The organism is Amycolatopsis sp. NBRC 101858 (assembly GCF_030269325.1).
Taxonomy (GTDB): Bacteria; Actinomycetota; Actinomycetes; order Mycobacteriales; family Pseudonocardiaceae; genus Amycolatopsis; species Amycolatopsis ponsaeliensis.
Genome location: NZ_BSTD01000005.1, coordinates 349,006 through 373,240, shown reverse-complemented (window position 1 = coordinate 373,240; position 24,235 = coordinate 349,006). Strand labels below are relative to the sequence as shown.

Annotated in this window: 20 protein-coding genes and 1 tRNA gene; 15 read left to right on the top strand and 6 right to left on the bottom strand. The window is 70.2% G+C overall.

Annotated features, from left to right (window positions below; all coding sequences use genetic code 11):
• Positions 1 to 146 precede the first annotated feature (146 nt).
• The 4 genes from QSK39_RS35805 to lon all read left to right on the top strand — a co-directional run bounded on the left by QSK39_RS35805 (position 147) and on the right by lon (position 5,561).
• Entirely contained in the window at positions 147 to 1,085 is a 939-nt protein-coding gene (locus tag QSK39_RS35805; protein WP_285482286.1) for a GNAT family N-acetyltransferase, read from the top strand.
• A 70-nt stretch (positions 1,086 to 1,155) separates the two neighbouring features.
• Positions 1,156 to 2,010 (top strand): SAM-dependent methyltransferase, encoded by an 855-nt coding sequence (locus QSK39_RS35800; protein ID WP_285482285.1) that lies wholly within the window; start codon positions 1,156 to 1,158, stop codon positions 2,008 to 2,010.
• Positions 2,007 to 2,855, top strand: a complete 849-nt coding sequence (locus tag QSK39_RS35795; RefSeq protein ID WP_285482284.1) for an SAM-dependent methyltransferase — start codon at positions 2,007 to 2,009, stop codon at positions 2,853 to 2,855. The genes QSK39_RS35800 and QSK39_RS35795 overlap by 4 nt, the downstream gene beginning before the upstream one ends.
• A 300-nt stretch (positions 2,856 to 3,155) precedes the next feature.
• On the top strand, positions 3,156 to 5,561 hold the full coding sequence (gene lon / locus QSK39_RS35790; protein ID WP_285482282.1) for an endopeptidase La: 2,406 nt from the start codon (positions 3,156 to 3,158) through the stop codon (positions 5,559 to 5,561).
• A gap of 61 nt (positions 5,562 to 5,622) precedes the next feature.
• Here lon and QSK39_RS35785 read toward each other — a convergent pair whose 3' ends face one another.
• Positions 5,623 to 6,639 carry a LacI family DNA-binding transcriptional regulator gene (locus QSK39_RS35785; RefSeq protein WP_353051105.1) on the bottom strand — a complete coding sequence of 339 codons (1,017 nt, stop codon included), beginning with the start codon at positions 6,637 to 6,639 and terminating at the stop codon, positions 5,623 to 5,625.
• 171 nt (positions 6,640 to 6,810) lie between these two features.
• On the opposite strand from QSK39_RS35785, the gene QSK39_RS35780 reads away from it, so the two are divergent.
• Genes QSK39_RS35780 through QSK39_RS35760 form a run of 5 tightly spaced genes read left to right on the top strand, consistent with a single transcriptional unit; the run spans position 6,811 to position 14,512 of the window.
• A complete protein-coding gene (locus tag QSK39_RS35780) occupies positions 6,811 to 8,457 on the top strand; it encodes a glycoside hydrolase family 13 protein (protein ID WP_285482280.1) in 1,647 nt (548 codons plus the stop codon).
• Positions 8,458 to 8,476: 19 nt separating this feature from the next.
• Positions 8,477 to 9,832 carry an ABC transporter substrate-binding protein gene (locus tag QSK39_RS35775; protein ID WP_285482279.1) on the top strand — a complete coding sequence of 452 codons (1,356 nt, stop codon included), beginning with the start codon at positions 8,477 to 8,479 and terminating at the stop codon, positions 9,830 to 9,832.
• Positions 9,829 to 10,785, top strand: coding sequence for a carbohydrate ABC transporter permease (locus QSK39_RS35770; protein WP_285482278.1), 957 nt, complete (start codon positions 9,829 to 9,831; stop codon positions 10,783 to 10,785). Before QSK39_RS35775 ends, QSK39_RS35770 begins: the two co-directional genes overlap by 4 nt.
• Positions 10,782 to 11,642 (top strand): carbohydrate ABC transporter permease, encoded by an 861-nt coding sequence (locus tag QSK39_RS35765; RefSeq protein ID WP_285482277.1) that lies wholly within the window; start codon positions 10,782 to 10,784, stop codon positions 11,640 to 11,642. The genes QSK39_RS35770 and QSK39_RS35765 overlap by 4 nt, the downstream gene beginning before the upstream one ends.
• A gap of 23 nt (positions 11,643 to 11,665) precedes the next feature.
• Positions 11,666 to 14,512 carry a CBM35 domain-containing protein gene (locus QSK39_RS35760; RefSeq protein WP_285482276.1) on the top strand — a complete coding sequence of 949 codons (2,847 nt, stop codon included), beginning with the start codon at positions 11,666 to 11,668 and terminating at the stop codon, positions 14,510 to 14,512.
• A 46-nt stretch (positions 14,513 to 14,558) separates the two neighbouring features.
• Here QSK39_RS35760 and QSK39_RS35755 read toward each other — a convergent pair.
• Positions 14,559 to 14,641, bottom strand: a tRNA-Tyr gene (locus tag QSK39_RS35755).
• Positions 14,642 to 14,758: 117 nt separating this feature from the next.
• Between QSK39_RS35755 and QSK39_RS35750 the strand changes: the two genes are divergently transcribed.
• Together QSK39_RS35750 and QSK39_RS35745 are read left to right on the top strand one after the other, a co-directional pair.
• Positions 14,759 to 15,250 (top strand): YajQ family cyclic di-GMP-binding protein, encoded by a 492-nt coding sequence (locus tag QSK39_RS35750; protein ID WP_285482275.1) that lies wholly within the window; start codon positions 14,759 to 14,761, stop codon positions 15,248 to 15,250.
• 86 nt (positions 15,251 to 15,336) lie between these two features.
• On the top strand, positions 15,337 to 15,810 hold the full coding sequence (locus QSK39_RS35745) for an HIT family protein (protein ID WP_285482274.1): 474 nt from the start codon (positions 15,337 to 15,339) through the stop codon (positions 15,808 to 15,810).
• Positions 15,811 to 15,957: 147 nt separating this feature from the next.
• On the opposite strand, the gene QSK39_RS35740 is transcribed toward QSK39_RS35745, so the two are convergent.
• Positions 15,958 to 16,626 carry a hypothetical protein gene (locus QSK39_RS35740; RefSeq protein ID WP_285482273.1) on the bottom strand — a complete coding sequence of 223 codons (669 nt, stop codon included), beginning with the start codon at positions 16,624 to 16,626 and terminating at the stop codon, positions 15,958 to 15,960.
• Between the two features lie 199 nt (positions 16,627 to 16,825).
• On the opposite strand from QSK39_RS35740, the gene QSK39_RS35735 reads away from it, so the two are divergent.
• Positions 16,826 to 17,962, top strand: coding sequence for a sialidase family protein (locus QSK39_RS35735; protein ID WP_285482272.1), 1,137 nt, complete (start codon positions 16,826 to 16,828; stop codon positions 17,960 to 17,962).
• 51 nt (positions 17,963 to 18,013) lie between these two features.
• The gene (rfbA, locus tag QSK39_RS35730; RefSeq protein WP_285482271.1) at positions 18,014 to 18,895 is read left to right on the top strand and encodes a glucose-1-phosphate thymidylyltransferase RfbA; all 882 of its coding nucleotides are present in this window, start codon (positions 18,014 to 18,016) and stop codon (positions 18,893 to 18,895) included.
• Here rfbA and QSK39_RS35725 read toward each other — a convergent pair.
• The 3 genes from QSK39_RS35725 to htpX are packed head-to-tail and all read right to left on the bottom strand — an operon-like array spanning position 18,892 to position 22,202.
• On the bottom strand, positions 18,892 to 20,202 hold the full coding sequence (locus tag QSK39_RS35725; RefSeq protein ID WP_285482270.1) for an NtaA/DmoA family FMN-dependent monooxygenase: 1,311 nt from the start codon (positions 20,200 to 20,202) through the stop codon (positions 18,892 to 18,894). The two genes, rfbA and QSK39_RS35725, sit on opposite strands and share 4 nt — an antisense overlap.
• A gap of 1 nt (position 20,203) precedes the next feature.
• The gene (locus QSK39_RS35720) at positions 20,204 to 21,298 is read right to left on the bottom strand and encodes an LLM class flavin-dependent oxidoreductase (RefSeq protein WP_285482269.1); all 1,095 of its coding nucleotides are present in this window, start codon (positions 21,296 to 21,298) and stop codon (positions 20,204 to 20,206) included.
• A gap of 52 nt (positions 21,299 to 21,350) precedes the next feature.
• A complete protein-coding gene (gene htpX, locus QSK39_RS35715) occupies positions 21,351 to 22,202 on the bottom strand; it encodes a zinc metalloprotease HtpX (RefSeq protein WP_285482844.1) in 852 nt (283 codons plus the stop codon).
• Positions 22,203 to 22,337: 135 nt separating this feature from the next.
• Between htpX and QSK39_RS35710 the strand changes: the two genes are divergently transcribed.
• Together QSK39_RS35710 and QSK39_RS35705 are read left to right on the top strand one after the other, a co-directional pair.
• Complete coding sequence (locus QSK39_RS35710; RefSeq protein ID WP_285482268.1) at positions 22,338 to 23,306, top strand: YncE family protein; 969 nt, start codon at positions 22,338 to 22,340, stop codon at positions 23,304 to 23,306.
• A 40-nt stretch (positions 23,307 to 23,346) separates the two neighbouring features.
• A complete protein-coding gene (locus tag QSK39_RS35705) occupies positions 23,347 to 24,222 on the top strand; it encodes a TIGR03560 family F420-dependent LLM class oxidoreductase (protein WP_285482267.1) in 876 nt (291 codons plus the stop codon).
• Positions 24,223 to 24,235: the final 13 nt, after the last annotated feature.

Sequence of the window (24,235 nt, the reverse complement as noted above, 5' to 3'; positions counted from 1 at the left end):
TCCCTTTCGAGACAGTAGGAGATCACCCCAGGGTTAACAATGCCTCGATGGCGCTGACCTGCGTGGACCAAGGGGTGAAAGTTCTGGATTCGGAACCAGGGGTGGTTCCGTGCGCACGCCAGTCCGGGTAGCGCTTCAATGTGCCCATGCACAGCGACGTGATTGCCACCGAACACGCGGCCCGGCTCGCGGCGGTGGATCCCCTGCTCCCCGGTTCTCTCCCCTTCGAAGCGGCCGAAAGCGCCGTGGTGCTGGAAGTGGCGACGCCCGACTCGGCCGCGTCCGGCCTCGCCTCGCGCATCCAGGTGGACCACGACGCCCCCAACGCGCCGTGGCGGGCGCTGACCGAGCACCGCCTCGACCTCCAGCTCGCCGGCCCGCAGCCCGCGGCCGTCCTCGACGCCCTCCTCACCCGATGGGATGAACATCTGCGCGCGGTCGCCGAGCGCGGCGACACCGAGACCGCGGCGGTCGTGCCGCGCGCCAGCCGTGACGGCGCGGGCGCGCGGGAAATGCTGCACCACGGGTTCGCCCCGCTGCGGGTGATCGCGGTCCGCCCGTCCGAGCGGATGGTCCCGGCGACGCCGCTCGGCACCCCCGGCGTCAAGATCCGCCGCGGCGAGCCCGGCGACCTCGAGACCGCCGTCGCGCTCGGCATGGAGCTGCACTCCTACGACGCGCAGTACGGCACGGTGAACTGGCGCGAGGGCGTCGAGGACATCCTGTCCAAGGACCTGGCCGAGAAGCTGAACCGGCCGGAGCCCGCGGTGTGGATCGCGGAGCTGTACGGCCGCCCGCTCGGCATGGTGAACGTCCAGCACCCGGGCGAGACCGGCTGGATCAGCGACCGCGTCGCCGCGGACCGCGTCGGCTACCTGTCGTCGCTGGCCGTCGCGAAGGAGGCGCGGTCGTCCGGTGTCGGTACCGCGCTGGCCACCCACGCCCACCACGTCCTCGACGAGGAGGGCGCCGACGTCGTCCTCCTGCACCACGCCGCGGCGAACCCGCTGTCGACGCCGTTCTGGTACGCGCAGGGGTACCGCCCGCTCTGGACGTACTGGCAGCGTCGCCCGGCCGTTCGGTGAACGACTGGCGGATTACCCCTGGTCGTCAGTCCTTATAGGCTGGCTCCCGGAGCAGTGAGGGGAGCCGGACGTGACCGATCAGCGAGATTCCGCGCCGAGAGCACCCGAGGGCGTCGACACCGAGAAGCCGTCCGCGGCCCGGATCTACGACTGGTACCTGGGCGGTACGCAGAACTGGGCCGTGGACCGCGAGTTCGGCAGGCGCATGGAGCAGCAGTGGCCGCTGGTGCGCCCCGGGTCGAAGCAGAACCGCGAGTTCATGAACCGCGCGGTGCGGGCGGCGCTGCGGGCCGGGATCCGGCAGTTCGTCGACCTCGGCTCCGGGGTCCCGACGGCCGGGAACGTGCACGAGGTCGTCGAGGCCGAGCTGCCCGAGGACCACGACGCGACGGTCGTGTACGTCGACTACGAGCCGGTGGCGGTCGCGCACGCGACGCTGATCCTCGAAGAGGAGGCGGCGACGGACTGGGCGGGCATCGTCCAGGCCGACATGCGGGACGCGAAGGCCGTGCTGCGCGCCGAAGAGACGAAGCGGCTGATCGACTTCTCGAAGCCCGTCTGCCTGATGATGATGGCGGTGCTGCACTTCGTCGGCCCGGACGACGACCCGATCGGCCTGCTGAAGGCCTACCGGGACAAGCTCGCGCCCGGGAGCTGGCTGGCGATCTCGCAGATGAGCGAGGGTGACGGAACCGGCGAGACCCTGGCCGGGCTGCGCTGGTTCGTCGAGCAGTACCGCAAGACGAGCAACCCGGTGTGGCTGCGCGACCGCGAGGAGATCGAGCCGTTGTTCGGTGATTGGCCCCTGCTCGAGCCGGGCATCGTGCACCTGCCGGACTGGCGGCCCGACCGGAAGCTCAACGCGCTGGAGGCGGAAGCCCGCCCGTACGCGTGGTGCGGCATCGCGGAGAAACCCGGCGCATGAGCGAAGGAGCCCCCATCGCCCCGGCCGGGGTGGACACCGACAAGCCGTCCGCGGCCCGCGTCTACGACTGGTACCTGGGCGGCGACCACCACTGGGCGGTCGACCGCGAGTTCGGCAGGCGCGTGGAGAAGGTGTGGCCGCTGATCCGGCCGATCTCGCGGCAGAACCGGGCGTTCATGAACCGGGTGGTCTCGGCGGCGATGGACGCCGGTGTCCGCCAGTTCGTCGACCTCGGCTCCGGCGTGCCGACCGCGGGCAACGTGCACGAGATCGTCCGCGACCGGCTGCCCGCCGGCGAACGCGTGTCGGTCGTCTACGTCGACTACGAGCCGGTCGCGGCCGCGCATTCGCGGCTGATCCTGGAGAAGGAAGGCGCGACGGGCTGGGCGGGCCTGGTCGAGCGGGACATCCGGCGGCCTGCCGCGATTTTCGCCGACGACGTGACGACGTCGTTGATCGACTGGTCCCGGCCGGTGTGCCTGCTGATGATCACGGTGATGCACTTCGTCGGGCCGTCCGACGACCCCGAGGGCCTGCTGGCGACGTACCGGTCGAAGCTCGCGCCGGGCAGCTGGCTGGCGCTGACGCACGGCACGTGCCGCGACGACGCCCCACCGGCGCGTGCCGCGGAGGTGAAACGATTCATCGACGCCTACCGCGACACGTCGAACCCCGCGTGGCTACGCTCGGCCGAGGAACTGCTCCCCTGGTTCGGCGGCTGGCCGTTGCTTCCGCCGGGGATGACATCGTTGCCGGACTGGCGTCCCGACGAGCCCCCGAACGTCATCGACCTGGAGACGCGCCCCTTCGCCTGGTGCGCGGTCGCGCGGCGGCCAAGCCTCTGACCGATGGGCGAGCGAGCCTTCCCACGCTGCCCCTCACCGGCCCTGCCGCCCCGACGCCGGACGGGGAATTCGACTCCGGACGGCCGGCTCGCGCGCGCCGGCAAGCGCGGCCGACCGCGTCCATCTCCCGCCTACGACCTCCGGCGGGCAGACCAGTCCACTGACCGGAAACCGCCCGTGATCCACGCGCAAGCCTCTGACCTGCGCATTCACTGATCGCTGTGGGCGAACGCACTCTCGGAAACAAACACACCCATCGGAGAGTTGAGCTAGGCAGACTCAACTACCCGAGGAGTGCACATGTCCGACACCCGCCTCCTGCCCGTGCTCCCGCTCGATGACGACGTCGTGCTGCCGGGCATGGTCGTCCCGCTCGACCTCACCGACACCGAGACGCGGGCCGCGGTGGAGTCCGCCCAGGCCAACACGCCCAGTCAGGCTTCCTTCCCCGGCATCCGGTCGACCGCCGGCACCACCAAGGCCGAGGTCCTGATCGTCCCGCGTGTCCACGGTGAGTACGCCGAGTACGGCACCGTCGCCACGGTCGAGCGCATCGGGCGCGTGCCCGGTGGCAAAGCCGCCGTGCTGCTGCGCGGCACGACCCGCGCGCTCGTCGGCCGGATGGCCGACGGTCCCGGCGCCGCCCGCTGGGTGCACGCCGAGGACGCCACCGAGACCACCGACGACCGGACCGCGCAGCTCGCGGCCGAGTACAAGGCCGTCGTCATCTCCATCCTCCAGCAGCGCGGCGGCTGGCAGCTGATCGACGCCGTCCAGCAGGTCGAGGACGGCTCCGCGATCGCCGACCTGTCCGGCAACGCGCCGTACCTCGACACCGACCAGAAGGTCGAGCTGCTGACCACGCTCGACGTCAGCGCGCGCCTGGAGAAGGCGCTCGAGTGGAGCAAGGAGCACCTGGCCGAGCTCGAGGTCACCGAAACGATCCGCAAGGACGTCTCCGAGGGCATGGAGAAGCAGCAGAAGGAGTTCCTGCTGCGCCGCCAGCTCGAGGCCATCCGCAAGGAGCTCGGCGAGCTCGACGGCACCGCGCAGGACGACGACTACCGCGCCCGCGTCGAAGGCGCCGAGCTGCCCGACGCCGTGAAGAAGGCCGCGCTGGCCGAGGTGGACAAGCTGGACCGCACGTCCGAGCAGTCCCCCGAGGGCGGCTGGATCCGCACCTGGCTCGACACCGTCCTGGAGCTGCCCTGGAACGAGCGCACCGAGGACAGCTACGACATCGCCGCCGCGCGCGCCGTGCTCGACGCGGACCACGCGGGCCTGGACGACGTCAAGGAACGCATCATCGAGTACTTGGCCGTGCGCAAGCGCCGCGCGGAATCGGGTCTCGGCCCGGTCGGCGGACGCCGGTCCGGTGCCGTGCTCGCCCTCGCGGGCCCTCCCGGGGTCGGCAAGACGTCGCTGGGTGAGTCCGTCGCGAAGGCCATGGGCCGCAAGTTCGTCCGCGTCGCCCTCGGCGGCATCCGCGACGAGGCGGAGATCCGCGGCCACCGCCGCACCTACGTCGGCGCGCTGCCCGGCCGGATCGTCCGCGCCATCAAGGAAGCCGGCTCGATGAACCCGGTCGTGCTGCTCGACGAGATCGACAAGGTCGGCGCCGACTACCGCGGCGACCCGACCGCGGCGCTGCTCGAAGTGCTGGACCCGGAGCAGAACCACACGTTCCGCGACCACTACCTCGAGGTCGAGCTGGACCTGTCCGACGTCGTGTTCCTGGCGACGGCCAACGCGCTCGAGACCATCCCCGGCCCGCTGCTGGACCGCATGGAGCTCGTCACGCTGGACGGCTACACCGAGCACGAGAAGGTCACCATCGCCCGCGACCACCTGCTCCCCCGCGAGCTGGAGCGAGCCGGCCTGGGCGCGTCCGACGTGACCCTGACCGACGCCGCGTTCAGCCGGATCGCCGCCGAGTACACCCGCGAGGCGGGCGTGCGCGCCGCGAACCGCACGATCGCGAAGGTGCTGCGCAAGATCGCGACGAAGGTGGCGCTGGACGAGGCCGCCCTGCCGCTGACCGTGGACGACACCGACCTGGAGAAGTACCTCGGCCGGCCGCGTCACCTGCCGGAGTCGTCGCTGCCCGCGTCGACCCAGCGGACCGCGACCCCGGGTGTGGCGACGGGCCTGGCGGTGACCGGGGCCGGCGGTGACGTCCTCTACATCGAGGCGTCGCTGGCGGACCAGGAGTCCGGCGCGTCCGGGCTGCAGCTGACCGGCCAGCTCGGCGACGTGATGAAGGAGTCCGTCCAGATCGCGCTGTCCTACCTGCGGTCGCACGGCGCGGAGCTGGAACTTCCGGTCGGTGACCTGAAGAACCGCGGCATCCACGTCCACGTCCCCGCGGGCGCGGTGCCCAAGGACGGCCCGTCGGCCGGCGTCACGATGACGACGGCCCTGGCCTCGCTGCTCTCGGGCCGCGTGGTCAAGGCGGACGTCGCGATGACCGGCGAGGTGTCCCTGACCGGACGCGTCCTCCCGATCGGCGGCGTCAAGCAGAAGCTGCTGGCGGCCCACCGGGCCGGGATGAAGACGGTGATCATCCCGCAGCGCAACGAGCCGGACCTGGACGACGTCCCGGCCGAGGTGCTGTCCCAGCTGGACGTCCACGCGGTGGCAAACGTGCGCGAGGTCCTCGACCTCGCTCTGACCCCGGCTTCGACGCCGGTTTCCCAGGCGGCGTAGCCCCGAACGCCGCCACCTGAACGGCCGGTTTCCCTCTCCCCCAAGGGAAACCGGCCGTTTCCTATGTCCGGACCGGGGCGGTCGACTCGCGCTCGACGAGCGAGACGTCGATCGTCACCGGCTTCTTCGGGCGTTCGCCCTTCTCGATCGAGTCCATCAGGATCGAGACCGCCGTCGATGCCTTGCGCGCGATGTCCTGGGCGACCGTCGTCAGCTTCGGCGTCACGTAGTTGCACAGGTCGAGGTCGTCGAAGCCGACCACCGAGACGTCCTCCGGGACTCGCGCGCCCGCCTCGGTCAGGCCGTGGACGATGCCGACCGCGAGGATGTCCGCCGTCGCGAACACCGCCGTCAGGTTGTGGCGCTCCCGCAGGACCAGCCCCAGCTCGTGGCCTTCCGCGTACGTCGTGTTGACCGTCTCGACCAAGTCAGGGTGCGGGATCCCGGCGTCCGCGAACGCCTGCCCGAAACCCTCGAAGCGTTCGTGGACCACACCGACGCCGCTGAACGCCGGGCCGGCGAACAGGATCCGACGGTGGCCGAGGTCCAGCAGGTGCCGCGCCGCGAGCCGAGCGCCCGCGAAGTCGTCGGAACGCGTGCCCGTCGTGAGGCGATTCGCCGAGTAGCTGTCGATCGCGACGACGTGGACCGCGCCGATGGTCTTCTTGGTCAGCTTGCCGACCTCTTCGTCGAGGAAGCCCAGCAGGATCGCGCCGTCGAGGCTCCACGAGCGCAGCGCCTCGGCGACCTCGTCCGGGTGGGCGACCCCGCGCAGCAGCAGGTGGTAGCCGTACTTGCGCAGCTCACGCTCGATCAGGCCGACGATCGCCATGGTGTGCGGGCTGATCATCAGGCTGTCCTCGTCGGCGGCCGGCACCAGCAGGCCGACCAGCCGGGACGCCTTCGTCGCGAGGCTGCGGGCCGACGCGCTCGGGACGTAGCCCAGCTCGTCCGCGATGCGCTGGACCTTCTCGATGGTGCTCGGTGAGACCCGCGCGCGGTTGCCGTTCATCACGTTCGACACGGTCATCATGCTCACGCCCGCCTGCTCGGCGACCTCCCGCAGCGTGACGCGCACCCTCGGTCTCCTCTCGCTCACCCGGGCCCCAGGTTACGGGACCGGCCGTTGACAACCGGCCGGGGACGACATTACCGTCTATCGAGGTATAGCGCTAAACCTAATCCCTGCGGACGCCGGTCCGCACCCTTCGCCGCGCTCCGGAAACCGTTGAGCCAGAACGGGAGTCCCGTGACCACAGACCTCTCGACCGACCCGCTGACCGCACCCGCCGAGCAGGCGGCGCCGTGGTGGCGCGGTGCGGTCATCTACCAGATCTACCCGCGCAGTTTCGCCGACGGGAACGGCGACGGCACCGGCGATCTCGCCGGCGTCCGCGCCCGACTGCCCCACCTCAAGAGCCTCGGCGTGGACGCCCTCTGGTTCACGCCCTGGTACTCCTCACCGCTGGCCGACGGCGGGTACGACGTCGCCGACTACCGCGTCATCGACCCGGCTTTCGGCACCCTCGACGAGGCCGAGCAGCTGATCGCCGAGGCGGCCGGGCTGGGCATCAAGACCATTGTGGACATCGTCCCCAACCACGTCTCGGACCAGCACGAGTGGTTCCAGGCCGCCCTGGCCGCCGGGCCGGGATCGCCTGAGCGGCAACGGTTCTGGTTCCGGCCGGGCCGCGGCGAGCACGGCGAGCTGCCGCCGACAGACTGGGAGTCCAGCTTCTCCGGCGGCACCTGGACCCGCGTCACCGACCCGGACGGCACGCCCGGCGACTGGTACCTGCACCTGTTCGCGCCCGAGCAGCCGGACCTCAACTGGAACCACCCGGACGTCCGCGCCGAGCACGAGCGGGTGCTGCGGTTCTGGTTCGACCGGGGCGTCGCGGGCATCCGCATCGACTCGGCGACCATGCCGGTCAAGGACCCCGCGCTGCCCAACGAGGTGACGCCGGACGCGCACCCGTTCGTCGACCGCGACGAGATCCACGACATCTACCGCGGCTGGCGGGCGGTCGCCGACTCCTACGCCGAGCCGCGCGTCCTGGTCGGCGAGGTCTGGCTGGCCGACCCGCACCGCTTCGCCCGCTACCTGCGCACCGACGAGATGCACACGGCGTTCAACTTCGACTTCATGATGCGCCCGTGGGACGCCGACGAGCTGCGCACCGCCATCGTGTCCACTTTGGACGCCCACGGCCCGGTCGGGGCGCCGCCGACGTGGGTGCTGTCCAACCACGACGTCACCCGCGCGGCGACCCGTTACGGCCGTGAGGACAGCTCGTTCGGCTTCGTCGCCCGCGCCTTCGGCATCCCGACGGACCTGGCGAAAGCGCAGCGCCGGGCCCGTGCGGCCGCGCTGCTCTCGGCGGCGCTGCCCGGCTCGCTGTACGTCTACCAGGGCGACGAGCTGGGCCTGCCCGAGGTCGAGGACCTGCCGCTCGACGTCCTGCAGGACCCGATGCACTTCCGCTCCGGCGGCACCGACCCCGGCCGAGACGGCTGCCGCGTCCCGCTGCCCTGGACGTCCGACGCCGGCAGCGCGTTCGGCTTTGGCGGAACCCCCTGGCTGCCTCAACCCGCGAACTGGGGTGACTACTCGGTCGAGCGGCAGGACGGTGATCCCCGGTCGATGCTGACGCTCTACCGCACCATGATCGCGCTGCGCCGGTCCGAACCCGCGCTGCGTGGTGAGGAGTTCGCCTGGGCGGCCGGCGACGGCGACGACGTCCTCGCCTTCCGCCGTGGCGAAGACCTGCTCTGCCTGGTCAACTTCGGCGAAACCGCCGTCGACCTGCCGTCCCACCTCGAAGTCCTGCTCGCCAGCGGCGAGCTGACCGGCTCCCAGTTGCCCACCGACACAGCCGTCTGGCTGCGAGTCTGAAACCCCGCCAGGAGTGACGATGAAGTCCTCGAAGATCGCCGCGGTGTGCCTCTGCGCCGCCGCCGCGCTGACCGCCTGTTCCGGCACCGACGACACCACGACCGCCGATGGCAAGACCGTCGTGAAGGTGTCCATCGAACCGGGCCTCGACCAGGGCGCGGTCGCCGCGTTCAACGCCCGGGTCACGCAGTTCGAGACCGCGAACCCGAAGATCGACCTGGTCCCGCAGGAGTTCAAGTGGGACGCGACGACGTTCACCGCGCAGCTGGCGGGCGGCACGCTGCCGGACGTCCTCACGATGCCGTTCACCGACGGCCGCGGCCTGATCGAACGCCGGCAGATCGCCGACATCAGTGACCTGGTCGCCGGTCTCCCGTACGCGAAGAAGTTCAACCCCGAGGTCGCGAAGGCCGGCTCGGCCGCCGACGGGAAGATGTGGGCCGTCCCGATCGCCGCGCACGGGCAGGCCCTGCACTACAACCGGACGCTCTTCAAGCAAGCCGGCCTCGACCCCGACAAGCCGCCGTCCACTTGGGACGAGATCCGCGCGGACGCGAAGCAGATCGCGCAGAAGACCGGCCAGGCCGGGTACGCCCAGCTGACCACGGACAACACCGGCGGCTGGATCCTCACCACGCTCGACTACGCCTTCGGCGGCCGCACCGAACAGCTCTCCGGCGACAAGGCGACGGCCACGCTGAACACCCCGCAGATGGCCCGCGCACTGCAGACCATCCACACCATGCGCTGGGACGACAACAGCATGGGCGCCAACTTCCTCTACGACTGGAACGGCATCAACCAGGACTTCGCCGCCGGCCGGATCGGGATGTACGTCTCCGGCGGCGGCAACTACGGCTCGCTGAAGGCGCAGAACGCGATCAAGGCGGACGACTACGGCGTCACGGCCCTCCCGCTCGACGGCCCGGACGCCGGTGTCCTCGGCGGTGGCACCCTCGCCGGCGTCAACGCCAAGGCCAACGACGCCGTCAAGGCCGCGGCCGTGAAGTGGATCGACTTCTACTACCTGAGCAAGCAGGCCGACCAGGCCGCCGCGGTCGCCGACGCGAAGACGACGGCCGACTCGGGTGAAGCCGTCGGCTCGCCCGAGCTGCCGGTGTTCGACAAGGCGACCTACGACCAGCGGATGGGCTGGATCGCGCAGTACGTCAACGTGCCGGTGAAGCAGATGACGCCGTACACGGACAAGATGTTCGGCCAGCCGCTGATCCCCGAGCCGACGCGCTCCACCCAGCAGGTCTACGGCCTGCTCGACCCGGTGGCCCAGAAGGTCCTGACCGACCGCGGCGCGGACATCCCCGCCCTGCTGGCCGACGCGCAGACGCAGGCCCAGGCGTTGCTGGACAAGCCGTGACGCTCACGGCGGCCCGGCCGGCGGCGCCCACCCGCCGCCCGGCCCGGGCCCGCCGCCGGCGCACCCCGATGACGTGGGTGCGCGGCGGCGGCCTCGGCACCGTGCTGTTCCTGCTGCCGATGCTGGCGGTGTTCGGGCTGTTCTCGTGGCGGCCGATCGGCCAGGCCGTGGTGATGAGCTTCCAGCAGACGAACCTCGTCTCGGACCCGGTGTTCGTCGGGCTGGACAACTACCGCGCGGTGCTCGGCGATCCGCAGCTGTGGAACGCCGTCGGCAACACGCTGTGGTTCGCCGTGCTCGCGCTGCTGCTCGGCTACCCGATCCCGCTGCTCGCCGCGGTGCTGATGAGCGAGGTCCGCCGGGCGAAGGGCCTCTACAGCGCGCTGGCCTACCTGCCGGTGGTGATCCCGCCGGTGGTGGCCGTGCTGCTGTGGAAGTTCTTCTACGACGCGAGCCCGAACGGGGTGTTCAACACCGTGCTGGGCGCGGTCGGGATCAGCCCGGCGCCGTGGCTGCAGTCGGCGTCGACGGCGATGTTTTCGCTGGTCGCGGAGGCGACGTGGGCCGCGGCCGGCGCCACGATCATCATCTACCTCGCCGCGCTGACCAGCGTCCCGCCCGAGCAGTACGAGGCGGCCGAGATCGACGGCGCGTCGGTCTGGGGCAAGGTCTGGCACGTCACGCTGCCGCACCTGCGCGGGGTCCTGCTGATCACGTTCATCCTGCAGATCGTCGGCACGGCCCAGGTGTTCCTCGAGCCGTTCCTGTTCACCGGCGGCGGCCCGGCGCGCTCGACGACCACGATCCTGCTGCTCGTCTACAACTACGCCTTCGCCGACAGCCTCGGCGGCGACTACGGCGCGGCGACCGCGTTGAGCGTCCTGCTCGCCCTGGTCCTGGGCCTGTTCTCCGCGGTGTACTTCCGCCTCACCCGCTCCTGGAGCAAGTCATGACGCGCGCCCTGCTCTCGCCGTCGGACTGGCGGCGCCCACTTGTCCGGCGTACCACCCGCACGCTGCACGCTTTGCTGCTCGCGGCGTTGTTCCTGGCCGGGCTCGGGCCGATGCTGTGGCTGGCGAAGGCGGCCGTCACGCCGACGCAGGACACGCTGCGCGACCCGCTGGCCCTATGGCCGCACGGGATCGACTTCGCCAACCTCTCGACGGCGTGGACGCGCGTGCAGATCGACAAGTACTTCCTCAACACCGTGTGGGTGGCCGCCGGGTCGTGGCTGGTGCAGCTGATCGTCGCGACGACGGCCGGGTTCGCGCTGTCGGTGCTGCGCCCGCGCTACCGGCGGGTGCTCACCGGAGTCGTCCTGACGACGTTGTTCGTGCCGGCGATCGTGCTGCTGGTGCCGCTTTACCTGTCCATGGTGGACTTCTCGCTGATCAACTCGTTCTGGGCGGTCTGGCTGCCCTCGGGCGCCAGCGCGTTCAACATCCTTCTGGTGCAACGGTTTTTCGACAACCTCCCGCGTGAGGTGTTCGAAGCGGCCCGGGTCGACGGCGCCGGGCCGCTGCGGCTGTTCTGGTCGGTCGTGCTGCCGATGTCCCGCCCGATCCTCGGCGTCGTTTCGGTGTTCGCGATCGTGGCTGCCTGGAAGGACTTCCTGTGGCCGATGCTGGTGCTGCCCGACCCGGAAGTCCAGCCGCTTTCGGTCCGGCTGCCGGCGTTGCAGAAGTTCGTCGAGCTGGACGTCTTCCTCGCCGCTTTGGCTATTTCGACGGTGATCCCCGTCGTGTTGTTCCTCGTGTTCCAGCGGATGTTCCTGCGCGGCAACGCCTTGAGCGGAGCCGTCAAGGGCTGACTCTCTTTGTTGGGAGAAAACAGATGCGCTCATCCCCTGTCCTGGCCGTCGCGGTGCTCGCTTTCACCGCTCTCTTGGGCACGGTCCCGGCTCATGCCGCGACCACCCGGCTGGAAGCCGAATCCGCTGTCCTTTCGGGCGGCGCGGCGGTCGAAACCGACCATCCCGGCTACAGCGGTTCCGGCTTCGTCGGGGGTTTCACCGACGGCCACCGCGGCACCGCCCGGACGACCTTCGCCGTCTCCGCCGCGTCGGCCGGTTCGTACACCCTCGCACTCGGCTACGCGAACGGCACCGGCTCTTCCCGGACCCTCACCCTGACCGTGGATTCCACGGCACAGCAAATTTCCTTGCCCGCTACGGCTTCCTGGGACAGCTGGGGCTCGGCGAGTGTGGCCGTCTCGCTCGGCGCGGGCGCGCACAGCGTGTCGTACACCTTCGGCTCGGGTGACAGCGGGAACGTCAACCTGGACCGCCTCGACGTGACGCCGTCCGCGACCGGGCAAGCGGGTCCGCTGTTCGAGGCCGAGAACGCGACGCTGTCGGGCGGCGCGGTCGTCGCGACCGACCATCCCGGCTACAGCGGGACCGGGTTCGTCGGCGGGTACACCGACGCGAACAAGGGGGCCGCGCGGACGTCGTTCGCGGTCAAGGTGACCACCGCCGGGGCGCAGTCGCTCGCGCTGCGGTACGCGAACGGCACCGGGGTGGCCATGACGCTTTCGCTCTATGTCGACAACGTCCGGCAGCGGCAGGTGTCACTACCGGCGTCGGCGAACTGGGACACCTGGACGTCGGCGACCGAGTCCGTGACGCTGACCGCGGGCGACCACACGGTGGCGTACGCCTTCGACAGCACCGACTCCGGCAACGTGAACCTGGACAGCCTGACCGTGACCGCTTCGGTTCCCGCTGGTCCTGGCGAGGCTGAAGCTGCGTTCCTTTCCGGCGGTGCGACCGTCGGCGCCGCGACCGCGGGCTACACCGGACCCGGCTATGTGACGGGCTTCGCGACGCCGGGTGCGCGTCTGGTGCGCACCTTCGCGATGGCTTCCGCCGGAACCGCCACCGCGACGATCCGGTTCAGTGGCGCGGGCACCCTTGCCGTGGCGGCGAACGGCCGTGACGCCGGGTCCGTCTCGTTGCCGTCGGGCTCCGGCTGGCGTACGGCCACGGTCTCGGTGCCGGTCCGCGCGGGCGTCAACACGCTGCAGCTGGCCGGCACCGGCAGCGACGTGCTGGTCGACAGCGTGGTCGTCGCGAACGAGACGGCGCTGGCCGCGCGGGGCGCGACGACGCCGTACACCGAGTACGAGGCCGAAGCCGGGACGACGACCGGGACCGTGCTCGCGGCGGACCGGACGTTCCACACGGTCCAGGCCGAGTCGAGCGGCCGCCGGGCGGTACGACTGGGCGCGACCGGGCAGTCGGTGAGCATCACGCTGACCAAGCCCGCCAACGCCGTCACCCTGCGGTTCTCGATCCCGGACAGCGCCGACGGCGCCGGGCAGACGGCTCCACTGGCGCTGTACGCGAACGGGACGAAGATCCGCGACCTGTCCCTGACGTCGAACTACAGCTGGGTCTACGGGGCGTACCCGTACACGAACGTGCCGTCGCAGGGCAGCCCGCACCGGTTCTACGACGAGACACGCGCGCTGATCGGCGACTGGCCCGCGGGCACGGTGCTGAAGCTGCAGAAGGACGCGTCGAGCACGGCCGCGTACTACGACGTCGACCTGCTGGACGCCGAGCAGGCACCGCCCGCGGCGACGGCACCGGCGGGTGCGTTGTCCATCACGTCGTACGGCGCGGTGCCGGACAACGGCTCGGACGCGACGTCGGCGATCAACGCCGCCATCGCGGCGGGCGCGTCGCAGAATAAGCCGGTGTGGATCCCGGCCGGGAGGTTCCGGATCACGTCGAAGATCAATGTCGCGAACGTGAAGGTTTACGGCGCCGGGCCGTGGTCGTCGGTGATCCAGGGCACGGGTCCGCGCGGTGGCTTCTTCGGGACGGGCAGCAACGTGACACTGGCCGACTTCGCGATCTTCGGTGACGTCCGGATCCGCGACGACAACGGCTCGGACGGCGCTTTGGACGGGAACTTCGGCTCCGGATCGCTGATCCAGAACCTGTGGATCGAGCACACGAAGGTCGGGCTGTGGGCCGACTCGGGCACGAACGGGCTGTACGTGGTGGGCTTGCGAATCCGCGACACGTTCGCGGACGGCGTCAACATCCACGCCAACGTGGCCAATGTGCGGGTCGACCAGTCCATGGTCCGCAACACCGGCGATGACGGGCTGGCGATGTTCTCCGAAGGTAGCGCCGTGACCGGCAGCGCGTACACGTTCAACACGGTCCAGTCGCCGGCGCTGGCGAACGGCATCGGCATCTTCGGCGGGTCGGGTAACCGCGTCGAGGACAACGTGGTGTCGGACAACGTCGAGGCGGGTTCGGGCATCACGGTCGGCACGCGGTTCAACCCGGTGCCGCTGTCCGGCACGACGTCGGTCCGGCGCAACACGCTCGTGCGGACGGGCAGCTTCGAGCACAACTGGAACTCGGCGATCGGCGGGCTCTGGATCTACGCGGATTCGGCGCCCATCGCGGCCCCGATCGTCGTGGAGGACCTGACGCTGACCGACAGCACGTACCAGGGTGTGCTGCTGAGCTTCCAGAAGTCGATCACGCAGCTGAGCTTCGACCGCGTGACGATCGCGGGGGCGGGCACGTACGGCCTCGAGACGAACGCGACGGGCAGCGCATCGATCGCGCACACCACGGTGACGGGAACCACATCAGGCGGCTTGCTCAACGACGGCGGCTACACGCTGGTGCGGGGAGCGGGCAACTCCGGCTTCTAGACACACTTCAGCCCCGGTGACCTGCTGGTCACCGGGGCTGATGGTGTGGCGGGTGAGGGATTCGAACCCCCGTAGGCGTAAGCCAACTGGTTTACAGCCAGTCCCCTTTGGCCACTCGGGTAACCCGCCCAAGCCGGTCGTACCGGCCGGGAAGAAGCTTACCCAAGCACTCCCGGCGGGGGTCAACCGGGATACCCGGGACTAGGCTGGGTGCCCCTGACAAGCGAGTACGAGGTGTGAGGACACGTGGCGGATCCCTCTTTCGACGTCGTGAGCAAGGTCGACCGCCAGGAGGTGGACAACGCGCTGAACCAGGCAGGCAAGGAGCTCGGCACCCGCTTCGACTTCCGCGGCACGGGCACGACGATCAGCTGGTCCGGCGAGGAGGCGATCACGGTCGAGTCCGAGACCGAGGAACGCGCCCTGGCCGCGGTCGAGGTGTTCAAGGAGAAGCTGATCAAGCGCAGCATCTCGTTGAAGGCGTTCGAGGCAGGCGAGCCGGCCCTGTCGGGCAAGATCTACAAGATCGGCGGCAAGATCCTGCAGGGCATCGCGTCGGACAAGGCGAAGCAGATCGCCAAGTTCATCCGGGACGAGGGGCCCAAGGGGGTTCAGGCTCAGATCCAGGGTGATCAGCTGCGGGTTTCGGGCAAGAAGAAGGACCAGCTGCAGGACGTGATCGCGTTGCTGAAGGGCAAGGACTTCGAGATCGCGTTGCAGTTCACGAATTACCGGTGACTTTATGGCGTTGACCTGCGGGTATCTGAGTTCAGGTGCCCGTGGGTACAACGTCGGTACAACCGAGCGCGGAGTCGACTTCAGCCATGAAGAGCGAGTGGCCGGGCAACTGGGCCGAGCAGATCAGCGGCCGGGCCTGCGAGATGTGCCGGTCGGAGCGCTTGGACGAAGACACCTACGGGATCCGCATCTTCAGCACGGCGGATGTGGACGCCGTGCTCCAGCGAGCCGCCATCCAGCGCGGGTACACGCTCGTCATCTGGCGCGGGCGGCACGTCGTCGAGCCGTTCGAGCTGACCGAGCCCGAAGCGCAGTCGTACTGGAAGGCGACGCTGACCGTGGCGAAGGCGCTGGCCACGTTCTACCGGCCGCTCAAGATGAACTACGAGACGCTGGGGAACAGCGTCCCTCATCTCCACACTCACCTTCTGCCGCGGTTCGTCGAGGATCCCGCTCCGGGGAGGCCGTTCCCACTCCTGCCTCAGAGTCGCGACGAACCCCCGATCGACCCTGTGCAGCTCGCCAGCGACGCCGCAGCGCTTCGGGCTCTCCTCGGTTGAGCCGCTGGCCGTAGGGCAGAGGCTTGGTGAGAACTTTGTCCTCGCCCGGACGGGCAGGTCTCGGAGATGGCGGGGCTTTCGTCCTGCGCTTGGGTTCGTGGATGCCGCGGGCCACCCACTTTGCCTGTCGTTCTCTGCCGCGGCTTTTCAGGACGGTGTCACCGTCCAACTCGCCTCATACCCGTCCACCCGCAGATAGGCCGGCCCGCGGACCTCGCGGTCCACGTCCACATCACCGATCTCGTTCACCAGCAAGTCGCGGTCCTCTTCCGAGTGCACCCACAGACCGATGTTGCCGCGCGTCTTCGCCGTGAACTTCACGTGCCTGATCCCCTCCGGTACGCGCAACACCGTGTCGCCCTTGCCCGACGTCGGTGCGCCCACAGCTACCGACGGCACGCTTCGGTAGTCCGCGATCGTTGCCGTCCAGGCCGCGTTCGCCAGGACCGTCACCTTTCTCGTCGGGCGGTCCGGGTCCGTGTTGAGCCACGTTGTGCCCTTGTACTTGCCGATTGCGTTGACCAGGCCGAACTCGCCGCCGTCCGTGCTGATGATCACGTTCGAGTCGCACTTCGGGCAGTCGAACGTGAAGAAGCCCAGCTGGTCCGCCGGCCATGTCACCGCGAACTGGCCCTCGCCCTTGCCCGTGTGCGTCTCCGTCGGCACGTCGTGCGGCACCGGGGCCGCGGACGACGTAGGCGCGGGCACCTCAGCCGAAGAAGGCGTCGGCGCCCCGACGATCGTGCCGAACCCCGTCGCGGGTGCGCACGCGGACACCAGGACCACCGCCAACAGGCAGGACAGCCGGAGTTTCATCGTTCCCCCTCGGGGCCACCAACCGGCCCCCTGGTGATCTTTCGGCGCCCTTTGCCGGAGCGTTACCGTCGCCGCGCGTCACCGGTCACCCGAAAGCGCACAGCAAACCCCCCGAACGCGGGAATGCCCCGTGTGACTGTCCACGAAGGACCCGGGACGCGTGCTGTAATCGCGCGGTCACCACGTGGAGAGGGTCAAGATGCGCCGCTTGCTCGTCTTCGTGCTGTCACTGACCGTGATCGGCGCGACACTGACCCCTGCGAGCGCCGCCGAGCGCAAGCAACTGCTGCCCGGCCTCGGCTCCTACGCGCGCCTGGTCCGGCTCGACTACTCGATCTTCGGCCGCGGGCACATCATCGCCGCGCTGACCAGCGAAGACGCCGGTGGCAAGTTCACGCCCGTCATGGAGAGCACCGACGAGGGCGAGACGTTCCACCAGATCGGCGCCATCCACGACCCCGACGGCCGGTACGGGATGTGCTGCGGCACGCTCTACGAACTGCCGCAGCGGGTCGGCCGGCTCCGCGCGGGCACCCTGCTCTGGGCCGCCTCCTACCGCCAGGACGCCGGGGCGCAGCGGCGCGTCGGGATCAAGGTCTGGGCCAGCCCGGACGGCGGCCGCTCGTGGCGGTTCCTGTCCGAGGCCGCCCGCTCGCACAACATCGACGGCATCTGGGAGCCCGAGTTCACCGTCGACGCCGGCGGCACGCTCTGGCTCCACTTCGCCGACGAGACGCAGGCACCGAAGTACGCGCAGGTCCTCAACCGCGTCGCCTCCACCGACGGCGTGAACTGGGGCACCAAGCAGCTCACCCTGGCCATCCCGCCGGACCGGGTCCGGCCCGGCATGCCGATCATCCGCAGGCTGCCCGACGGCCGCTACTACTTCGCCTACGAGATCTGCAACTTCCGCGACCGCTACTGCGACCCGTACTTCAAGATCTCCCCCGACGGCGCCAACTGGGGCAGCCCCACCGACCCCGGCACCCGCGTCGACACCGCGAACGGCAACTACTTCCAGCACGCGCAGACGATCACGCTCTTCCCCGGCGGCCCGAACGGCGTGCGGATCGTCATGGTCGGGCAGATCTACACCAACGCGAAGGGCCAGCCGCAGCCCAAGAACGGCCAGGTGCTGCTGGCGAACGACAACTTCGGCAGCGGCAACTGGTACGAGCTGCCCGCCCCGGTGCACATCACCGGCATCTACAACAACTTCTGCCCGAACTACTCCTCGACGCTGCTGCCGGTCGACGACGGCAAGAACGTGCTCGAGATCGCCACCGAGTACAACCTCGGCTGCAAGGCCTACTTCGGCAAGGGACCGGCTTTCTGATCCCGCCCGGCCCGTAGGGTGGGGCCGACGTCGGACTCGAGGAGGCAGTTCATGAAGGGCATCGTGCTGGCCGGAGGCAGCGGGACACGCCTGCACCCGATCACCCAGGCGGTGTCGAAGCAGCTGCTGCCGGTCTACGACAAACCGATGGTCTACTACCCGATCTCGGTGCTGATGCTGGCCGGGATCCGCGAGATCCTCGTCATCTCCACCCCCGCCGACCTGCCGATGTTCCGCAAGCTGCTCGGCAACGGCGACCAGTTCGGCCTCTCGTTCTCCTACGCCGAGCAGCCCAGCCCGAACGGACTGGCCGAGGCCTTCGTGATCGGCGCGGACTTCATCGGCGACGACGACGTCGCGCTCGTGCTCGGCGACAACATCTTCTACGGCCAGGGCTTCTCCGGCCGCCTGCAGGAGGCCGTGCGCGAGCTCGACGGCTGCGTCCTGTTCGGCTACCCGGTGAAGGACCCCGAGCGCTACGGCGTCGGCGAGGTCGACGCGGGCGGCAAGCTGGTGTCCATCGAGGAAAAGCCCGCCAAGCCGCGCTCGAACAAGGCGATCACCGGGCTGTACATCTACGACAACCAGGTCGTCGAGATCGCGCGCGATCTCAAGCCGTCGGCGCGCGGTGAGCTCGAGATCACCGACGTCAACCTCACGTACGTGCGCCAGGACCGGGCGTCGCTGGTCGACCTCGGCCGCGGTTTCGCCTGGCTCGACACCGGCACGCACGACTCGCTGCTCGAAGCCGGCCAGTTCGTCCAGGTGCTGGAACACCGCACCGGCGTGCGCATCGCGTGCCTCGAGGAGATCGCGCTGCGGATGGGCTTCATCGACGCCGACGAGTGCTACGCGCTGGGCGAGAAGCTCGCGAAGTCCGGCTACGGCGACTACGTGAAGGCAGTCGCCGCGGCCGCCGGAGCTTCGGTCTAGAACAGCTGCTCGCGCAGGGTCGGCCCGGCGTACTCGGTCCGGAACACGCCGCGTTCCTGCAGGTGGGGGACGACTTTGTCGACGAACTCGTCGAGCCCGCCCGGCGTCAGGTGCGGCACGAGGACGAACCCGTCGGCCGCGTCGGACTGGACGTAGGTGTTGAGCGTCGAAGCGACGGTCGACGGCGTGCCGACGAACTGCTGGCGCGCGGTGGCCTCGATCACCAGCTCGCGGATGGAGAGCTTCTTCTCCTCCGCGAGCGCCCGCCACTTGCGCGCGAGCGCGAGCTGGTCCTTCTCGTGCCGGACGCGGCCCCAGGTCAGCGGCTCGGCGGCCGGATCGGGGTCGATCTCGGGCAGCGGGCCGTCGACGTCGTAGCCCGAGAGGTCGCGGCTCCAGACCTGCTCGAGGAACTGGATCGCGGTCGCCGGCCGCACCTGCTGGAGCCGGATCTCGCGCGCGTGCTCCTCGGCTTCGGCGTCGGTGTCGCCGAGGACGAACGTCGCCGCCGGCATGATCAGCAGCTCGCCGTACTCGCGGCCGTACGTGGCCAGCCGCCGCTTGACGTCGTGGAAGAACGCCTGGCCGTCCTCGAGGGTGCCGTGCCGGCTGAAGATGACGTCGGCGGCCTTCGCGGCGAACTCGCGGCCTTCGTCGGAGTCGCCGGCCTGGATGACGATCGGCTGGCCCTGCGGGGTCCGCGGCAGCGTGAACTCGCCGTGGATGTCGAACTGGGGTCCGCTGTGGACGAACTTGCCGGGGTCGCGCGCGAAGACGCCGTTTTCCTTGTCGCCCACCAGGGTGCCGGGCTGCCAGCTGTCCCACAGCTCGCGCACGGTCGTCAAGAACTCCTCGGCGCGCGTGTAGCGGTCCTCGCGCTTGAGGAACCCGCCGCGCCGGAAGTTCTGGCCGGTCCACGCGTCCGGCGACGTCACGACGTTCCACGCCGCGCGCCCGCCGGAGAGGTGGTCGATGCTCGCGACCTGGCGGGCCACCTCGTGGGGCTCGTTGAACGTCGAGGACAGCGTCCCGGCCAGGCCGAGGTGCGTGGTGACTCCCGCCAGCGCGGCCAGCACGGTGGTCGTGTTGGGCCGGCCGACAACGTCGGAGTCGAGGATCTTGCCCGCGTGCTCACGCAGCCGCAGGCCCTCGGCGAGGAAGAGGAAGTCGAACTTGCCGCGCTCGGCCGTGCGGGCGAGGTGCTCGAAGGAGGCGAAGTCGATCTGGCTGCCCGAGGTGGGGTCGCTCCACACCGTCGTGTTGTTGACGCCGGGGAAGTGCGCGGCGAGCTTGATCTGCTTGGTCATCTCAGGCTCCCGGGGTGACGGCGTAGGCGTTGACGGCCCGGCCGAGGCCGAGGTGGTCGCGCAGGGTCGCACCGCGGTAGCCGGTCCGGAACGCGCCGGCCGCGCGCAGCGCCGGGACGACTTCGCCGGCGAGCAGGTCGAGGTCGTCGGGCAGGACGGCGGGGCGCAGGTGGAACCCGGCGACGCCGGTCTCGGCGGCCCAGCGGGGCAGCTCGGCGGCCAGCTGGGCGGGCGTGCCGACGAACGCCAGGCCGAGGGGTTCGAACGGGACCAGGGCGTCCAGCTCGTGCTGCCGGTCGCGGGCGCCCTGCTCGGTCTCGGCGAGCACGATCGACACCGTCGCGAGGACCTTGGCGCCGGGGAACCGGGCGGCCGCGGCGCGGACCGCGTCGAGGTGGTCCGCGCGGGTGATGACCAGGTCGGCCCCGACCGCGTGCGGCGAGTCGCCGTAGACCGCGGTCACCGGGTGGCCCTGCGGCGGGCGCGGGGTGATCGACGGGCCCTTCACGCTGAAGAAGCGGCCCTGGAAGTCGACGTAGTGCAGCTTCTCGCGGTCGATGAACCGGCCGGACGCGGCGTCCCGGATGATCGCGTCGTCCTCCCAGCTGTCCCACAGCCGGGAGATGACGTCGAGGACCTCGGCGGTCTCGGCCTCCCCGTCCTGTGCCGAAGGGGCCGAACGGCGGCCGAAGTGCGTGGCCTCGGCGTCGGTCAGGGACGGGACCGCGAGCACGCCGGCGCGGCCGCGGCTCGCGTAGTCCAGGGTCGCCACCGACGTCGAGAGGTGGAACGGCTCGGTGTGCGTGGTGGTGACCGTCGGGACCAGGCCGATCCGGCTGGTCGCCGGGGCGATGGCCGACAGCGTGAGCAGCGCGTCGAGGCGGCCGCGCACGACTCCCTCACCGCCGGACTGCAGCGCCAGCGAGTCGTCGAGGGTGACGAAGTCGAGCGAAGCGGCTTCGGCCAGCTTCGCGTACTTCAGGTAGTGGCCGGAGGTGAACAGCGCGGCGGGCTCGGCCGCGGATACCCGCCAGGCGGCCGGGTGGAACCCGGCCCCGTCGATCGCGACGCCCAGGTGCAGCTCTGCGGAGACCATGCCCTGAGAACCCCGTGCGAGAAGCGCGGATTCCCGCTCCCACCAGGTGGGATCAGAACCCGCGGCGGGCCATTTCCTCGAGGCGCGCGATGCGGTCGGCGATCGGCGGGTGCGTCGAGAACAGCTTGCTCAGGCCCTCACCCGGGCGGAACGGGTTCGCGATCATCAGGTGCGACTGCGACACCAGCTGCGGTTCGGCGACCAGCGGCCGCGCCCGCGTCCCGGCTTCCAGCTTCCGGAGCGCCGAGGCCAGGCCCAGCGGATCGCCGGTCAGCTCCGCGCCGGACGCGTCGGCCTGGTACTCCCGCGAGCGGCTGACGCCCATCCGGATGACCGCCGCCGCGATCGGCCCGACGAAGATCAGCATCAGGCTGACCAGCGGGCTGCCGTCGCGGTTGTTGCCGCCGAAGAACAACGCGATGTTCGCGAGGACGCTGATCACGCTGGCCAGCGCGCCGGCGACGCACGAGATCAGGATGTCGCGGTTGTAGACGTGGGACAGCTCGTGGCCGAGCACGGCCCGCAGCTCGCGCTCGTCCAGCAGGTCGAGGATGCCGGTCGTGCAGCAGACGGCGGCGTGGCGCGGGCTGCGGCCGGTCGCGAACGCGTTGGGCGCGACGGTCGGGCTCAGGTAGAGCTGCGGCATCGGCTGGCGGGCGACGTGGGCGAGCTCGCGCACGATCCGGTACATCGCGGGCTGCTCGACCTCGGAAACCGGCCGGGCGTGCATTGCGCGCAACGCCAGCTTGTCCGAGTTGAAGTACGCGAACGCGTTCATCCCGAGGGCGATGACCAGGCCGATGACCAGGGCGCCCCGGCCGAACAGGCCGCTGATCGCGATGATGATCGCCGACAGCAGACCGAGCAGCATCGCCGTCTTCAGTCCGTTCTGGTGCCCGTGCACGCGCGCTCGCCTCCGTCCGCTCATTCCCCGTGGTTACCCAGTGGAAACAACGCGATCGGGCGACGCGAAGTTCCTTCACGTGATGATCGCGCGGGTTAGGCTCGCTGGGCGAGTTGATCACGAGCGGAGGCGCCGATGCGAGGTCGCCCGATAGGCCGGAGGACCCTGTTAGCCCTGGTCACGGCCAGTGCCGGGGCCCTGGTCCTGCCCGGGGTCGCGCGGGCGGAGGACGTCCGCTCGATCGAGCTCGGCGGGTCGCCCACCGCGGTCGCGGTGAACCCCGTCACGGGGCTCGCATACGTCACGGACCCCGAGGCCGGGACGGTCACGGTCCTCGACCCGCGCACCGCCGCGGCCGGCGCGGTGATCCGCGTCGGCGGCGCCCCCGGGGACGTCGCGGTCGACCCGAAGGCCAACCGGATCTACGTCGCGAACCCGCCCGCCGGCACCGTCGTGGTGCTGGACGGCCGCACCCACGACCTGGTGAGCGTGATCGGCGCGGGTGCCGGCGCGTCCGCGCTGGCCGTGGACGAGCAGGCCAACCGCGTCTACGCGGCCAGCGGCGGCACCGGCACGCTCGCCGTGCTCGACGGCGTCAGCTGCACCCTCGCCGCGCTCGTGCCGGGCCCGAAGCCGAGCCTCGGCGGGATCGCCGTCGACCCCGGCCGCAAGCTGGCCTACTGCGCCAGCACCGGCACGGACTCGCTGGAGGTGTTCTCGATCGACAGCGGGAAGTTCGTCGCCAGCGTGAAGGTCGGGGCGCGGCCGACTGCCGTCGCGGTGCACGCCGAGAGCGGTTCGGTGTACGTGGCCAACTCCGGCATCCACCACATGTCCATTGTGGACGCGGCGACGCACGCCGAGCGCAAGACCGTGCTGCTGCGCAGCGAGTCGTCCGCGCTGGCCGTGCACCAGGGCACGAACACCGTGTACACCAACGGCGGCCAGAACGGCCTGAGCCGGATCGACGGCGCGAGCGGGACGCTGACCGGCGAGCTGTCGCTGGGCGTCAACCCCGGCGACGTCGCGGTCGACGAGCGCACGCGCACGGTGCTCGTCACGGATCCCTTGCACGGCAGGGTTTCCCTCGTCCGGGATTTCTGACCCCGCAGCTGGGGTAACTCCAGGTATACGGTTGAAGACTATGAAACTCGGACTGCAGATCCCCGACTTCACCTGGCCAAACGGGGCGTCCGCGCTGGGCGCCGAACTGGCCGCCGTCGTCCGCACCGCCGACAACGCGGGCTTCGACTCCATCGCCGTGATGGACCACTTCTTCCAGATCGGCGGGGTCGGCCCCGTCGAAAACGACATGCTCGAGGCGTACACGACCCTCGGCTTCATCGCCGCGCACACCGAGCGCGCCAAGCTGCTGACCGTCGTCACCGGCGTCCTGTACCGGCACCCCGGGCTGCTGGCCAAGGCGATCACGACGCTGGACGTCCTGTCCGGCGGCCGCGCGATCCTCGGCATCGGCGCGGGCTGGAACGAGGACGAGTCCCGCGGGCTCGGCTTCCCGTTCCCGCCGGTCGCGGAGCGGTTCGAGCTGCTGGAGGAGAACCTCCAGTACGTGCTGCAGATGTGGGCCGACGGTGACGAGCCGTTCAAGAGCAAGCACTTCGACGCGTCCCGGCTGCTGAACGTGCCGCAGGCGCTGTCGGACCCGCGCCCGCCGATCATGATCGGCGGCGGTGGCGAGAAGAAGACGCTGCGGCTGGTCGCCAAGTACGCCGACCAGTGCAACCTCTTCAACAGCCCGGAGCTGGAGCACAAGCTCGACGTCCTCAAGCAGCACTGCGAGAACGAGGGCCGCGACTACGACTCGATCACCAAGACCGTCTACCACATCCTCGACATCGGCGAGCGCGGTGAGAAGACCGGCGAGCTGCTGAAGGAGCTGGAGCGGCTGCACGGCCTCGGCATCGACGTCGCGCTCGGGATGGTCCCGCACGTCCACAGCCCGGCGGTGCTGGAGAAGTTCGGCACCGACGTCATCCCGGCCGCCGCGAAGATCGGCTGACGACCGCCGGACA

What these genes read in the sequence shown, in the direction of transcription:
- QSK39_RS35775 (WP_285482279.1), top strand. Translation starts at nt 8,477, where the DNA reads ATGAAGTCCTCGAAGATCGCCGCGGTGTGCCTCTGCGCCGCCGCCGCG.
- QSK39_RS35760 (WP_285482276.1), top strand. Translation starts at nt 11,666, where the DNA reads ATGCGCTCATCCCCTGTCCTGGCCGTCGCGGTGCTCGCTTTCACCGCT.
- QSK39_RS35725 (WP_285482270.1), bottom strand. Translation starts at nt 20,202, where the DNA reads ATGACCAAGCAGATCAAGCTCGCCGCGCACTTCCCCGGCGTCAACAAC.
- QSK39_RS35805 (WP_285482286.1), top strand. Translation starts at nt 147, where the DNA reads ATGCACAGCGACGTGATTGCCACCGAACACGCGGCCCGGCTCGCGGCG.
- QSK39_RS35795 (WP_285482284.1), top strand. Translation starts at nt 2,007, where the DNA reads ATGAGCGAAGGAGCCCCCATCGCCCCGGCCGGGGTGGACACCGACAAG.
- QSK39_RS35705 (WP_285482267.1), top strand. Translation starts at nt 23,347, where the DNA reads ATGAAACTCGGACTGCAGATCCCCGACTTCACCTGGCCAAACGGGGCG.
- rfbA (WP_285482271.1), top strand. Translation starts at nt 18,014, where the DNA reads ATGAAGGGCATCGTGCTGGCCGGAGGCAGCGGGACACGCCTGCACCCG.
- lon (WP_285482282.1), top strand. Translation starts at nt 3,156, where the DNA reads ATGTCCGACACCCGCCTCCTGCCCGTGCTCCCGCTCGATGACGACGTC.
- QSK39_RS35720 (WP_285482269.1), bottom strand. Translation starts at nt 21,298, where the DNA reads ATGGTCTCCGCAGAGCTGCACCTGGGCGTCGCGATCGACGGGGCCGGG.
- QSK39_RS35740 (WP_285482273.1), bottom strand. Translation starts at nt 16,626, where the DNA reads ATGAAACTCCGGCTGTCCTGCCTGTTGGCGGTGGTCCTGGTGTCCGCG.
- QSK39_RS35710 (WP_285482268.1), top strand. Translation starts at nt 22,338, where the DNA reads ATGCGAGGTCGCCCGATAGGCCGGAGGACCCTGTTAGCCCTGGTCACG.
- QSK39_RS35735 (WP_285482272.1), top strand. Translation starts at nt 16,826, where the DNA reads ATGCGCCGCTTGCTCGTCTTCGTGCTGTCACTGACCGTGATCGGCGCG.
- QSK39_RS35745 (WP_285482274.1), top strand. Translation starts at nt 15,337, where the DNA reads ATGAAGAGCGAGTGGCCGGGCAACTGGGCCGAGCAGATCAGCGGCCGG.
- QSK39_RS35765 (WP_285482277.1), top strand. Translation starts at nt 10,782, where the DNA reads ATGACGCGCGCCCTGCTCTCGCCGTCGGACTGGCGGCGCCCACTTGTC.